Source organism: Salinarchaeum chitinilyticum, from assembly GCF_055390775.1.
On the sequence record NZ_AP043888.1, the window covers coordinates 616,841 to 630,289 of the forward strand.

The window sequence follows — 13,449 nt, forward strand, 5'->3', positions numbered from 1 at the left end:
GAATACATCGGTTTTGGGATGCCCGGTCTGAACGATCGTCAGCGGCCAGTCGATCGCACGCCTCGTTCCGCCAAGAGTTAAGAACCAGCCCCTCGACTTCGGCCACATGGAAGCGTCTCACGGCGGAGCCCAGTCCGAGGGCGGCCTCGAGGAGCTCACCACGCTCGTCGGTCGCGAAGTCTACACGAACAACGGCGTCTACGTCGGCGAGGTAGAGGACGTCCGCCTCGACGTCGGCGCACAGGCGGTCACTGGGCTCGCGCTCGGCGAGATCAACGCCGACCTGCTCGCCGGCCAGCTCGAGTCCGGGCAACGCGGCGCGATCGTCCCCTACCGCTGGGTTCGAAACGTCGGCGACGTGGTCATCGTCAGCGACGTCGTGGAACGGCTCGGCGTCGAAGACGACGACGTGATGGCGTAGATTCGAGGACGTTCCTGCTTCTTCAGGATTTGCGTATCCGACGGGAGCGACAGCAAACAACCCGGAAGCCCCCTCCCGCTCGGCGATCCTGACTCGCTGCGCTCCTCGGCTCGCTCCGCTCGCCTGCGGTGGCCGGAGGTTTCCTCCGGCACTTGACGAGCTTCGCTCGTCATCGCTTACTTCGTCAGATATCGCCGAGCGGTCGGCCCCTTCCAGTCCCACCCGACCTGTGGGTGGTCGAAATTCGCGATGCGCGGTGGATTGCGTAGAGGAGCGCTAGCTGGCGGCGTCCCGGCGGCAAAAACGGTGGTTAGCTTCCGTTCGTGCTCTCGCTGCCCTCGACGCCCATCGCGTCGAAGAGCTTGGTCTTCACGGCCTCCTCGGTGAGCTGGAGGAGCGTGTCGCGGTTGTCCTCGTTGACCTCGATGCCGGTGAAGATGCCGAGCGGGATGTCGGCGCTGGCCTGCGTGGAGTGGCCGACGGCCTCGCCCATCTCGCCGAAGGCGTCGTCGAGCACCCGGCCGATGTTGAGCCGGATGTCCTTCGAGCGAGCGGCGAGGTAGATGTTGTCGTCGGCGATGCCGAAGACGGCGGTGGTGGTGATCCCCTCGAGGTTGAGGAGGTGCTGGGCGGCCTGGGCGAGCGCCTCGCGATCGGTGAGGAAGCCCGCGTTGGAGACGAGGTGAGAGCCCTGGACCTCGCGATTCGTAATCGCCTCCGCGAGCACGTCGAGCGTCTCGGGCGACATCGACGGCGACTCGACCTGCTCGAGCGTGTCGTGGTTCGCGAAGGGGTAGAGATAGGCCGCAGCGGTGAGATCCGCGGGGCTCGTGTCGCGTTTGAAATCCAGGGTCTCTGCACGGATACCGTAGAGGAGCGCGGTCGCGACCTCCTCCTCGACGGTCATGTCGAACTCCTGGATGTACTTCGTCATGATCGTCGACGTCGAGGACATGTTCGGGCGCACGTCGACGAACTCGGCGTCGTGTTCGGCCTCCGGCTCGTAGTGGTCGATGAGGATGTCGACGTCGAACTCGAAGGAGTCGCCCGTCGCCTGCTCGTGATCGACGATCGCGAAGGTGTCGTACTCGGTAGCGTCGACGTCGGCCCAGTCCAGCAGATCGATGCCCAGCAAGTTCACGAACGCGCGGTTCTCCTGGTGACCGACCTCGCCGACGTAGATGATGTCCGCCTCGACGCCGACGTGCTCGGCGATGGCCTGGAGCGCGGCGGCGCTGGCGATCGAGTCCGGATCTGGGTTGTTGTGCGTGACGATCGCGACGCGTGACTCGCTCGCCGCGAGGACGTCCTCGAGCCTGGTCGCCTTGTGCTCGAGTTCGCCGGACTCCAGCGATCGAAGCGCGAAGTCCGCGATGACGTCGGAGGGATTGATGACGACGTCGGCGCCGAGTTCCTCGAGTTCGTCGCCGGCGACGGGATCGCTCGCTCGGACGACGACGAAGGCGTCGCCGCTCTGTTCGCGGATGTTCCGCACGGCCTCCTTGTTGGACTCGACGTCGGATGACATGATCAGGACGACGTCCATCGTCGCGACCTCCTCTGCGACGTCCTCGTCCCGGATGTCGGCAGTGCGAGCGTCGAGGTCCTGGTCGCGAAGCGCTTCGACGCGGCCCTCGTCCCGATCGATGATGAGCAGGTCCTTGCCCTGCTCGACGAGCTCCTCGGCGACGAGGTGGCCGACGCTGCCACAGCCGAGGATGGCATAGGTCGACATCGACGTGACGGTGACCCCGGTGCTCATATGCGCCGTCGTACCGGACCCGTCCCCTTAACGGTCCCGACATTTCGTTTCCAGACGGCTGCAGTCCAGTCGTGCGATTCTGGCCCGTGTTCTGCGGTGCCATCGGCGATTGTCGGGACGGTAGCGGTCCGTCGAGGGTCGGGACTCCGTGGAGCGAAACCGGCGAGAACCGGCAAGCCGCGTGAAACGAAACGGCCTTACTCCGGCACCGATCCCGGCAGAGCGTGAACGAACGTCGGCTCCAGTTCTGGTCGCTCTACCTGACGCGCTTCGCGGAGGGGTTCGGGTTCATCGCGCTCACGACGCTACTGGGGCCCTACATCACCGAGCTCGATCCGTCGGCGACGACGATCTTCGGGCTCACCATCGGCGCCGGGATCGTCATCGGCCTCTTCACCTCCGGATTCACGCTCGCGCAGACGGCAGCGGTGATCCCGATCGCCTGGGGCGGCGATCGCTACGACAAGCGAACCGTCCTCCTGCTCACGCTCGGCATCGGCATCGTCGTCTACGCACTCTTCCCGCTGGTCGCCTCGCCGTGGGGATTCATCGGAATGCGGGCCCTCCAGGGGATCGCCGTCACCGGGACTGGACTGATGAGCCTCTCGCTGGTCGGCCAGATCGCGCACGGCAGCTCCCGCGCGAACGCGATCGGCAAGGCCAACGCCGCCGGGCTGGCCGCGTCGATCTTCGGCTCGATCGCTGCCGGGCTCATCTACGACGCGCTCGGGTTCGGCCCCGTCTTCCTCGTCATCGTCGTGCTGATGGTCGTCGCCTGGGTCGGCGTTTACGCCTTTCTCGAGCCCGACGAGACGCGCATCGAAGGGTTCCCGTTCTCCGATCTCGCGGTCAACCGCAAGATCGCGACGATCGCGAGCTTCCGGCTCCAGTACGCCGTCGCAGTCACGCTCGTCCGCACCTGGATCCCGATCTACGCCGGCGTTGCGGTCGCCGACGGCGGCCTCGCCGTCAGCGGACTCGCGATCAGCTTCACCGTCGCATCCGAGAAGTTCACCAACATGCTCTTCCAGCCCGTTACCGGCCGACTCTCCGATCGGCGGGGTCGCGCGGCGTTCGTGTTCGCCGGCGGGGGCACCTACGGCCTCATCGCGATCGCGATCCCCGCCTCGAGCTGGATCGGCACCGCTGCTGGCACGGCGGTCAGCCTCCCGCTGATCGGCACCGTTCCGGCCGCCTACTTCCCGCTCGTCGGATTCTCCGCGCTGCTCGGCATCGCCGACGCCTTCCGGGAGCCGGCGAGCATGGCGCTGTTCGCCGACGAAGGTGACGGCGAGGGCGTCGCGTCCAGCTTCGGCATCCGGGAGCTGATCTGGCGCCCGGGCAGCGTCGCCGGACCACTCCTCGGCGGCTGGCTGATGACCTCGCTGGGAATGGCGTGGGTGTTCTACGTCGGCGGCGCGTTCGCGGTGACGGGCGCGCTGACGTTCTTCGCGATCCTCGTCCGGACGCACGGCCCCGGCGGATTGCGCAAGTGGTAGCGGCAGTGGTAACGAAACGCCTTTACTTGCCAGCGGGGAAGCGATGAGCGAGGGCCGGTAGCTCAGTTAGGGAGAGCGACGGACTCTTAATCCGTCGGTCGGGGGTTCAAATCCCTCCCGGCCCGCTCCCATTTTTTCTCCTTCGGGTATCCTCGCTCAACAGCGGCTTCGCCGCTGTTTCGCTGCGGGAACCATTCAGTCGCAAAACCGTGGGGAAAACTCACTCGCTGCTCGCTACGCTCGCAGCGAGTGAACCGCGTTCGCTCCGACTCGCGCTCCACCATATGCATCTGCCGAAGCTCGAGGACTACGGCGTTCTCGTGTACGACGCGGACGCACGCCGGATCCAGCAGGCGTGACCGGGAGGAGCGTAACCGATACCCGGTGCGCCCGACCTCGTCCGGGGCGTGCCGATTGTCGGTGATTTATCCGGCTGGTGTTCGACGTGCCGGGCAGGATGGCCCTCTCGACCCTCGAGATCACGATCCGACTGGTCGCGGGGTTGGCGCTGATCCTCGCCAACGCCTTCTTCGTCGCGATCGAGTTCGCGCTTACCCGCGCGAGACAGTACCCCGAGGAGGAGTTCGACGAGCCGGGGCTCCGCCGCGCCTGGGAGATGACCAACGACCTGGAGCTGTATCTGACGAGCTGTCAGGTGGGAATCACCGGCTCCTCGATCGCGGTCGGGATCGTCGCGGAGCCCGCGCTGGCGGCACTGTTCCATCCGGTGTTCCAGAACACCGCGCTGGCGTCCGTCGGTGCCGGTGCGATCCTCGCCTTCCTGATCATCAACCTCGTCCACCTCACCCACGGCGAGCAGACGCCGACCTACCTCGGCGTCGAGCGCTCGAAGACCGTCTGCCGGTACGGCGCGACGCCACTGTACTACTTCTACCGCTCGATCGCGCCGATCATCACGCTGGGCGACTGGGTCGCGAAGAAGACGCTCGCGCTCTTCGGCGTCCAGATGTCCGGCGAGTGGCTCGAGACGGAGGTCGAGACGATCGAGTCCCGCGCCGAACTCCACGCCCGAATGGACGAAGTGCTCGAAGCCGGCGACCTCCCCGAGGAACGCCAGACCGAGATCCTCAACGCGATGACCGTGGGCGAACGGCCGATCGGCGAGATCGCCGTTCCGCCGGAGGAGATCCTCGCGATCCGAGCGAACGAGGACCAGGAGACCAACGTCGAGCGGATCGCGGGCAGCCCACACACCAGGTTCCCGCTCGTCGGCGACGGGCTCGAAGACTTCCGCGGCATCGTCTACATCCCGGAGCTCCTCGAGCATCGCGAGGCACTGGCCAACGACGAGATCGACTTCGAGTCCCTGGCCCACGACCCGCTCTGGCTCGAGTTCGACACGACCGTCAGCGAGGCGATCGACGCGTTCCAGCGAGAGAGCCAGGAGCTGGCCTTCGTCCGCGAGGACGGCGAGCTCGTCGGGCTCGTGACGGTCACGGACGCACTCGAGACCATCATGGGCGACGTGCGCGATCCGATGGACGAGCGCAGCGGCGTCGAGTGAGGCGACGGCCGCGAGCTACACGCGGCCGAGCCCGATAGTTCTCGCGTCGACCACCGCGAGAGAAAGCTCCTTGTGGCTTCCCCGACAGGGTGAGTGTATGGATCTCGCGGCACTCGCCCGGTCGCTTCGTTCGGAGGCCGAACGCTCCGAAGAGCGCCGCGGCATCGTGCTCGCCGGCGAGCGGGAGGCGGGACTGGAAGCCGCCCGGCTCGTCCTCGGCGCGGCCGACATCGACTTTGGCGACGTGACCGTCGTCGGTCCCCCGAACCAGCTCCCGGCGAACACGGTCGCGACCGACCGCGCAGACGCGCTGCTGGGGACGACTCGCGAGGCAGTGGTTCTCGACACCCACGAGGCGCTCCGCCCGAACGCCGTCGGCCAGGTCGTCGGCGCCGTCGACGGCGGCGGCCTGTTCCTCGTCCTCGCACCGCCGCTCTCGGAGTGGGCGGAACACAGAGACGCGTTCGACCAGCGGCTCGCGGTCCCGCCCTTCGACGCCGACGACGTCGGTGGCCGGTTCAAGCGCAGATTTCTCGAGCGGCTCCAGGTCCACCGCGGCATCGCGATCGTGGACGTCGACGGCGAGTGGATCGAAGACGACGGGCTCACCGACCCCGCACCGCGGCTCGAGGACGGTCGCGACGGCGGCCGGCCAGCGGACACGACGTTCCCGTCAGTGGTCTACGATCGCTGTCGCACGAACGATCAGGCCGAGGCCGTCGCGGCGTTCGAAGCGCTCGATCCGGGGCCAGCCGCGGTCGTGCTGGAAGCGGACCGGGGTCGCGGGAAGTCCAGTGCGGCGGGACTCGCTGCCGGCGCCTACGCCGCGAGGGGCGAAGACGTGCTCGTCACCGCGCCGCAGTACGACGCGGCAGCGGCGATTTTCGAGCGCGTCCGGGAGGTGCTGGCCGACCTCGATCTGGACGTGGTCACCGACGGCGATCCGCCGACGGAGATTCGAGTCGGTCAGGACGACGGATCGGACGGCACCGGTGGTGGCGATCACGATAGCGGGCGCGTGCGGTTCCTCGATCCCGCCGACGCGGCTGACGCCGTCGCCGACGAGGAGACCGCATCGGCTTCTCCGGACGTCGTGATCGTCGACGAGGCCGCGGCGCTGCCCGTCACCCGTCTCGAAGCGCTACTCGCTGCCGACCGGATCGCCTTCGCGACGACGATCCACGGGTACGAGGGCGCTGGACGCGGCTTCTCGGTCCGATTCCGGGACCGGCTGGAAGAGAGCCGCCACGAGGAAACGGAGGTTCGACTCGACGAGCCGATCCGGTACGCCGCCGGCGATCCGATCGAGGCCTGGGCGTTCGACGCACTCCTGCTCGACGCGCGTCCCGCCGTGGAGCAGGTCGTCGAGGACGCGACGCCGGGGAGCGTCGAGTACCGGCGACTGCCGCCGGACGACCTCCTCGCCGACGAGCACCTCCTTCGCGAGGCGTTCGGCCTGCTCGTGCTCGCGCACTACCGCACGGAGCCCGACGATCTCGCCCGCGTGCTTGACGCGCCGAACGTCGCCGTTCGCGCACTGGTCGAAGACGGGCACGTCGCCGCGGTCGCGCTCCTCGCACGCGAGGGCGGGCTCGGCCCCGAGCGCCGGGCCGCGATGTACGACGGTGAGCGGATCCGCGGCCACATGCTGCCGGACGTGTTCACCAGCCAGCTCCGCGACGAGCGCGCCGCGGTGCCGGTCGGCGCCCGCGTGCTCCGGGTCGCGACGCACCCCGCTGCGCGACGCCGCGGCCTCGGCTCGCGCTTGCTCGCGCGGCTTCGCACCGAGGCGACCGACGGACTCCCGGAGTGGACCGACGCACCGACGCCGACAGACGCCGAGCGGGAGGGTAGCGGGCTCGACTGGCTCGGCGTCGGCTACGGCGCGACCCCCGGGCTCCTGCAGTTCTGGGCGAACTGTGGCTACCGGACCGTCCACCTCGCGACCACCCGCAACGACCGGAGCGGCGAGTACTCCGCGCTGATGGTCGATCCGATTTCGGAGGCTGGCCAGGAGCTCCACGACCGCACAGCGCGGCGGTTCGGCCGGCGGATCGGCGACGTGCTCGGCGACGCGCTCGACGACGCCGACCCGGACGTGGTGCGAACGGCGTTGCGCGCGACCGACGCGACTGCAGCACCGCCGCTGAACTGCACCGACTGGGAGTGGCGCGTCGTCGCCGGCGCGTCCTACGGCCCCGGGCTTGCCGACGTCGCGCCCGGTCCCTTCCGCTCGCTGGCAGCCCGCCACCTGCTCGACCCGCTCGATCCGGAGGCGCTCGACGCCGACGCCGAGCGGCTCCTCGTCAGGAAGGCGTTGCAGTCCTGGACCTGGGACGACGTCGCCGCGGACCTGGGCTACCACTCGACGGGGATGGCAATGAGAGAGTACGGCGACGCCTTCGAGCCGCTCGTGTCACTCTACGGGACGGACGTGGCACTCGCCGAGCGAGCGCGATATCTCGACGAGGACGAGACCCCGGCGCTGGAGGGCGAGACGCTTCCGGGCGGCAGGAGCGCCGAGGACGGTCAGGGCGACGGGGCCTGATCGGGCGTTAGATCGCGTCGAATGCGTTCTCGATCGCCGCGCCGACGGCGTCGTACTCGTCGTCGGGGACCGCGGTCAGCGGTGGCCGTACCGCGTCGCTCTCGATCACGCCACGCTGGACGAGGCCGGCCTTCGCTACGCTCGCGAACCCGTGCTCTCCGCAGACGTCGAACAGCGGCGCGATCGCGTCGCTCGCCTGCCGTGCAGTCTCGCCGTGGGGATCGTCGAGGATCGCATCGAACACCTCCGGCACGACGTTCGCGAGCGCGTTGACGCCGCCGTCGAGTCCCGTCCGCAGGCCAGGGAGGAGCAGCGTATCGTAGCCCTGCAGGACGAGGAACTCCTCGGGCGTTTCCCGGACGAGATCCAGGGTGTAGTCGAGATCGCCGCTGGAGTCCTTGACTGCCAGGACGTCCTCGCGGCTGGCGAGGCTGGCGGCCGTGGTCGGGTCGATCGAGCTCCCGACGTAGACCGGGATGTTGTACAACAGAAGCGGGAGCGGCGATCGGTCCGCGACCGCCGCGAAGAACGCCTCGACGCCGGCCGGATCGCCCGACGTGTGGAAGTACGGCGGCGTGGCGACGACGGCGTCGGCTCCGGCGTCGGCAGCGGCCTCGGCTCGCGCGACGGCGTCGTCGATCGCGGGCGCAGAGATGCCCGCGACGACGGGCGCCTCGTCGCTCGCGTCGACGACGGTCTCGACTGTCGCCGTCTGTTCCGCTGCTGTCAGGCTCGCGAACTCTCCGGTGGTGCCACACGGGAACAGGCCGTCGACGCCGCCCGATTCGACGTGCTCGACGACCGATGCGAGTGCGTCGTGGTCGACGGCGCCGTCGTCGTCGAACGGCGTCACGAGGGGCGGCGTCTCTCCCGCGAGTGCGGTCTGAAGATCCGTCATACCCTGGCCTGCGGCTCGCTGGCCGAAAGCACTTGCCCTCCCGGTAGCTCGATCTGGGGCTGGTGATGAGGGTCGTCTCGCGTGTTGACGGTGGAAGTACGTTCTTCGACTACTAGGGAAATCAGAGCGGAGCGTGGGAATCGGCTTGACAGCGACCCGGCGCGGAAGCCCCTCCCGCTTGACGGATCTAACTCGCTGTCGCCGAAAATCGAAGATTATTATATCGAGATTGTAGATTTCCTCTATACTTATTTTGCACTACGAACTACGGATTCGTAGTGCGTAGTGCATCTACCAATCCTCGTTGATATCCCTCATATCTTCGAGAAAGTCATCCGGGAGATCTGAATCAGCGTCCAGAACAATATCAGTATACTCCTCGATCATACTCTCCACTGTGCTAAACGTCCTATCATCGTAAACCCCCTGCAGTTGGTCGTAAAGGTCAGTTTCGTAAAAGTCAGCCTTGTAGACCTCTGCAAAATCTCGGAAGGCTTGAGGGTCATCCCGGATGAAGTAAGGCGTTTTCTTGAGCAGCCGGAAGCGGCGGGTCAGTACCTGATGGAGACCGATTTTTGGCTCCACGAGACTATTCCGGAGGTTCACCCAGGTTTTGGTAATCTTCCGGTCTTGCCACTCTTGGAGCAGTTCGTCTTTATCGATCTCCTCAGATAGATACTTGAAGAGACAATATCGAGCAGCTTCCGAGGGAGACAGTTCCGTCTCATCGGTAAGATCCTTGAGCATCCCTGCGTGCTCTTTGGGGATCGCGGCAGTGAGCGACCGCATTGAATCGCTCCCTTCAATTCTCGCCTCAGCACTAGCTTCCGGAGCCTCTTCCTGGATCTCACGGATATCGTCCACTCGCCGGACGAGCTTCCTCGCGACTCGCCCTCCTTTTGCAGTGCCGTGGAGATCAGTGATTTCAGCTTTAATGGCTGCTCTCGTCAGGTCAGCTACGGAGTCCCACTGATCCGATTGCCGAACCACGTCATAGCGACAGGTTTCGTAGAGCTCCTGATCTACTCTGTAATTCAGTTCTTCCGTGTCAGTCAAGGTCATTCTCTTTGCTTAGATTTATCACTCTTTCGAGCCGTTGGGTGGCGATCGGTTCGTGTCTAGTCGCAAACCTTATTGCCACCAACGGGGAGGAGAGGGTGCAAGCCGGGGATCCTCCCCGTTTTCCGGCGCTATACTACCGAGAGCGACTGCTATACGATCATCTCCGGAGCTTCTGGGTCCTCGTCATGAATATCCTCCCAGAGCAACCAGAGCCAGCCACACACTCGCGGGCCGAGGGTATCCGGATCGGCTCCGGATATCTCCTGAACCTCTTGACCGAGCCCCTCGACGGCTGCTAACAGTTCGTGGCTGGACTGCTCGGAGTCGGCTTCCTCAAGCAGCTCTGAGAAGGTCTCGTAGCTACTGACGAACTGGTGGATGTTACGGGGTTCAGGCATTCTCGTCGTCCTCCATCATGACCTCGAGTTCGTGCAGAGACCGCTTCTGGCGCTGCGCGTCAGCCAGTTCCCTAGGGAGGTCAAGCTCCTGATGAGCGTATTCCAGGCCGTTGTTGATCCGTTGCTGGAGCCGTGGGCTGATGCCAAGAGCATCAGCAACCTCGTCGGTGATCTTCTTCTCGGACTCGTAGAGACTACCTTGGACACCCTCGCTGTAGATTACGACTCGCCAAGAGGTGCTCCCTCTCTTGACCACCGGAAGGATCCGTGCTGAGAGCGGGCCTTCGTCCTCCGAGAAGGTCGCCAGCGCATCTACCCCAGAGGTGCGTACCGTGTCGTCCTCCACAACCTCCACTTCTTGGAGGTCTTGCTGCTTTGCGTTCTGTGCATCGTTTTCCGTATCGGAGCTACTGGAGGGGCTTCCCGCCCCCTCGTCACCCCATTCTTGGGCATCGTTCTGGCCCATGGTGGGGTAGTGGTCCCCCACCACTATAATTGATATTCAATATTATATAAACAAAGTAAATTAAAGATATGGATGTAGGTAAAGAATATCTCTATATGGCCGTCGTGAGCAGGAGAAAATAGAATTGAATGTTATCATTCACCTGACACGCGCTATCTCGATCATTCACTAGGCTAGGATACATCGGTTCTGCTAGAGAGCTCAAATGGCAATGCAGAATCCCCACCACTACCACCCCCCTTCTCCAGATTTCAGCTCAATGACGGCCATTCCCTATGAAGCCATACTAGCGCCTAGTCTACGTTCTTGCAATGGGCTCAGTGAATGGGTGAACCAATGGCCTCAGAATGGCCGTTGGAATGAGTTCGTCAATGGTGATTCAGTGAATCGCTAGAGATGAGCAATGGATTATTCTCCGGCCTGTAGGAGTATACGGCCAGAAGTTTGCCGATCTCGGGTATTGGAACATGGAGAACGGTTAACATCCCGTCCTCCCCATGCAAGTGCATACACTTGCGGGCCTAAGTTGGGAAATAACCGATCTCCACAACTCAGCAGAGTAACATTCAAAACTCATTATTTGCAAACGTTCTGTAGATGACCAATCTCGACATGGCGACAGTCGTAAAATCTATTCAGACTGAGAATATCGTTGCATCCTCTTCGATCGGACAAGAGGTTGATCTTGAAAGCCTTGCAGACTCTCTAGAGGAGGGAGAGTATGATCCGTCTCAGTTTCCAGGTTTGGTATATCGGACCACGGATCCAAGAGCGGCTTTCCTCCTATTTAGGAGCGGGAAGCTCGTTTGCACTGGTGTAAAGTCAATCAACGGAGTTCATCAAGCTCTTTGGGTGTTTTTCGAAGAACTACGAGACTGCGGGATCGATGTCCCTAGTGATCCGGATCTCGCGTTCCAAAATCTCGTGGCCTCCGCGGATCTCAATGTCGCTGTTGACCTAAATACAGCAGCAGTTGGCCTCGGCCTTGAGAATGTAGAAATTGATACTTCTCAATTCCCAGGGCTGGTGTACCAATTAAGTGATCCTTTTGTAGTTATCCTCCTCTTCAGTTCCGGGAAAGTAGTAGTCACTGGTGCTAGACGATCGGGAGATATACAGGCTGCCATCCGACGATTTGCTGCAAAGCTCCAAAAGTCTGGAATCGAGCTTACTGAACCATCTGATACAGAATCCAATGAGGCGGAGAATGAAGGGACTGAGAAAGATAATGTGGGGGTCAAAACAGATCAATCTGAAAGGGAATCTCATTACGATGTATTCATTTCTCATGCCAGCGAGGATAAGGAAGAAATCGTCCGGCCATTAGCTCAGGAATTGTCAGATCGGGGTATCAGGGTATGGTACGACGAGTTTGAATTGAGTTTGGGCGATAGTCTCCGGGAGTCAATTGATCAAGGTCTTACGAGCTCAGAATACGGCATCGTTGTGCTCTCAGAGAACTTTTTCGATAAGAAGTGGACAAATTATGAGCTCAATAGCCTTGTTTCCCGCCATATGGAGGAGGACAAGGTGATTCTCCCGCTATGGCATGAAATTGATCAATCCACTATTAGGCAAGAGAGCCCGCTCTTGGCTGATCTACTTGCAGAAGAGGTTGATTCCGACAATATATCTGCAGTTGCTGGAACCGTATCAGAACTCGTTTCTGATCAATAACCACGATCTCGCAGAGGAGGGACCTGTACGAAAACGACCGTTTTCGTTCGGGGGGCGCGAAATGGCTATACTTTAAGTATTGGTTGCCCCGTTCGATAGAACAGCGTAATTTGATCCATCTGAGTACTCTTATCTCATGGGCAGAGTTGCTGCTCGATCTCCCGAACAATACTAGCGAAATGCCCACAAAATTATTTAGTGGAGGACAATCACTTGGGAATTAGATCTAGGAAATGATCGACTATTATATAAAATGCGTAAACAAAGGCACCGACGGAGATATCCTCAGCGTTGGCTACGGAGATAATGTGGATAAATTCGTGAACGGCACAAAGACGAAAGAGACGGTCATATCTGATATTGATGACTCCAACAAGAATGTAAAAACTTGCTATTATTCTGACGCTCAAGGGGGATGGGTAGAAGGAGATGATGTTCATACCGTTGACGGAGAGTATATCCGGACAGACGGCAACCAGATTAGATCGGACAATCTCGACAACCTGGATTCCTGTCCAGATGACATTTAATGTGACAGCTACAACACGTAAAGTTGCCCTCTTTTGAGAGCGCGAGTTATAGTCGCTCTTGAAGTCCCTAATTCTATTGCCGCTTTCCGCTTCGACAGCTCTTCTTTCTGCACCATGTCCAGAACGGCACAGACTCGATCGTAGTTCGGCCCCTCGATCAGCTGCCCCTCGTCCTTCTCGAACCCGAGCGGAGGTCTGCCATGATGATAGCCGTCCTCCTGCTGCCGAGCAGCAATGCCCTCCTTGGTGTTCATCTGCTTCACCCTGGCCTGCCACTCCGCAAAGGCTCCGAGCATCTGCATCTGTAGCCGGTGCATAGGCCGCTCTTTTCCGTCCCCGAAGGATAGCCCATCCCGAACGAAATGGACTGCAGCGCCGTTGTCTGTGACTCGTGAGACGGTTCGCTCGAGGTCCTGGAGGGAACGGGCCAGCCGGGAGATCTCATGGACAACTACGTGGTCAACCTCGCCAGCTTCGACGGACTGCATCAGCTCCTTGTAGCCGGAGCGGGCTGTGTCTGTGCCAGTGGACTTGTCCCGGTATACTTCTAGGTCCGACAGCGGTTCACCGAGGTCGTTCTCAGCGTACTCGTGAGTGCTGTCCAGTTGACGCTCAAGGTTCTGCTCTTCTGTGGATACACGGGCGTAGATGGCCGTAGGCATC

12 protein-coding genes, 1 tRNA gene and 2 pseudogenes are annotated in these 13,449 nt (G+C 62.4%); 9 read left to right on the forward strand and 6 right to left on the reverse strand.

All coding sequences use genetic code 11. From position 1 onward, the window contains the following. The first annotated feature begins 106 nt into the window (after positions 1-106). On the forward strand, positions 107-421 hold the full coding sequence (locus ACZ5KP_RS03020; RefSeq protein WP_460919765.1) for a PRC-barrel domain-containing protein: 315 nt from the start codon (positions 107-109) through the stop codon (positions 419-421). 310 nt (positions 422-731) lie between these two features. Here ACZ5KP_RS03020 and ACZ5KP_RS03025 read toward each other — a convergent pair whose 3' ends face one another. Then, positions 732-2,183: a DHH family phosphoesterase gene (locus tag ACZ5KP_RS03025; protein ID WP_460919767.1), complete on the reverse strand. Its 1,452-nt coding sequence runs from the start codon at positions 2,181-2,183 to the stop codon at positions 732-734. A 224-nt stretch (positions 2,184-2,407) separates the two neighbouring features. On the opposite strand from ACZ5KP_RS03025, the gene ACZ5KP_RS03030 reads away from it, so the two are divergent. From ACZ5KP_RS03030 to tmcA, 5 genes are all read left to right on the forward strand, one after another. Continuing rightward, on the forward strand, positions 2,408-3,682 hold the full coding sequence (locus tag ACZ5KP_RS03030) for an MFS transporter (RefSeq protein ID WP_460919769.1): 1,275 nt from the start codon (positions 2,408-2,410) through the stop codon (positions 3,680-3,682). A gap of 51 nt (positions 3,683-3,733) precedes the next feature. Next, a tRNA-Lys gene (locus tag ACZ5KP_RS03035) sits at positions 3,734-3,807 on the forward strand. A gap of 84 nt (positions 3,808-3,891) precedes the next feature. Next, complete coding sequence (locus tag ACZ5KP_RS03040) at positions 3,892-4,041, forward strand: DUF7344 domain-containing protein (RefSeq protein WP_460919771.1); 150 nt, start codon at positions 3,892-3,894, stop codon at positions 4,039-4,041. 98 nt (positions 4,042-4,139) lie between these two features. Next, positions 4,140-5,207 (forward strand): CNNM domain-containing protein, encoded by a 1,068-nt coding sequence (locus ACZ5KP_RS03045; protein WP_460919773.1) that lies wholly within the window; start codon positions 4,140-4,142, stop codon positions 5,205-5,207. Between the two features lie 97 nt (positions 5,208-5,304). Beyond that, positions 5,305-7,755: a tRNA(Met) cytidine acetyltransferase TmcA gene (tmcA, locus tag ACZ5KP_RS03050; protein ID WP_460919775.1), complete on the forward strand. Its 2,451-nt coding sequence runs from the start codon at positions 5,305-5,307 to the stop codon at positions 7,753-7,755. Positions 7,756-7,762: 7 nt separating this feature from the next. Here the strand turns inward: tmcA and ACZ5KP_RS03055 are convergent, their stop codons facing one another. The 4 genes from ACZ5KP_RS03055 to ACZ5KP_RS03070 all read right to left on the reverse strand — a co-directional run bounded on the left by ACZ5KP_RS03055 (position 7,763) and on the right by ACZ5KP_RS03070 (position 10,579). Next, positions 7,763-8,653, reverse strand: coding sequence for a dihydrodipicolinate synthase family protein (locus tag ACZ5KP_RS03055; RefSeq protein ID WP_460919777.1), 891 nt, complete (start codon positions 8,651-8,653; stop codon positions 7,763-7,765). A gap of 291 nt (positions 8,654-8,944) precedes the next feature. Further along, the gene (locus ACZ5KP_RS03060; protein ID WP_460919779.1) at positions 8,945-9,715 is read right to left on the reverse strand and encodes a hypothetical protein; all 771 of its coding nucleotides are present in this window, start codon (positions 9,713-9,715) and stop codon (positions 8,945-8,947) included. 149 nt (positions 9,716-9,864) lie between these two features. Beyond that, a complete protein-coding gene (locus tag ACZ5KP_RS03065; protein WP_460919781.1) occupies positions 9,865-10,113 on the reverse strand; it encodes a hypothetical protein in 249 nt (82 codons plus the stop codon). Further along, complete coding sequence (locus tag ACZ5KP_RS03070) at positions 10,106-10,579, reverse strand: hypothetical protein (protein ID WP_460919783.1); 474 nt, start codon at positions 10,577-10,579, stop codon at positions 10,106-10,108. Before ACZ5KP_RS03070 ends, ACZ5KP_RS03065 begins: the two co-directional genes overlap by 8 nt. Positions 10,580-11,191: 612 nt before the next feature. On the opposite strand from ACZ5KP_RS03070, the pseudogene ACZ5KP_RS03075 reads away from it, so the two are divergent. The 3 genes and pseudogenes from ACZ5KP_RS03075 to ACZ5KP_RS03085 form a co-directional block, all read left to right on the forward strand. Next, a pseudogene (locus ACZ5KP_RS03075) lies at positions 11,192-11,743 on the forward strand (TATA-box-binding protein); the annotation flags it as partial. A gap of 165 nt (positions 11,744-11,908) precedes the next feature. Further along, a pseudogene (locus ACZ5KP_RS03080) lies at positions 11,909-12,256 on the forward strand (TIR domain-containing protein); the annotation flags it as partial. Between the two features lie 233 nt (positions 12,257-12,489). Then, complete coding sequence (locus ACZ5KP_RS03085; RefSeq protein WP_460919785.1) at positions 12,490-12,786, forward strand: DUF3892 domain-containing protein; 297 nt, start codon at positions 12,490-12,492, stop codon at positions 12,784-12,786. 8 nt (positions 12,787-12,794) lie between these two features. Here the strand turns inward: ACZ5KP_RS03085 and ACZ5KP_RS03090 are convergent, their stop codons facing one another. Next, complete coding sequence (locus tag ACZ5KP_RS03090) at positions 12,795-13,448, reverse strand: recombinase family protein (RefSeq protein ID WP_460919787.1); 654 nt, start codon at positions 13,446-13,448, stop codon at positions 12,795-12,797. Position 13,449: the final 1 nt, after the last annotated feature.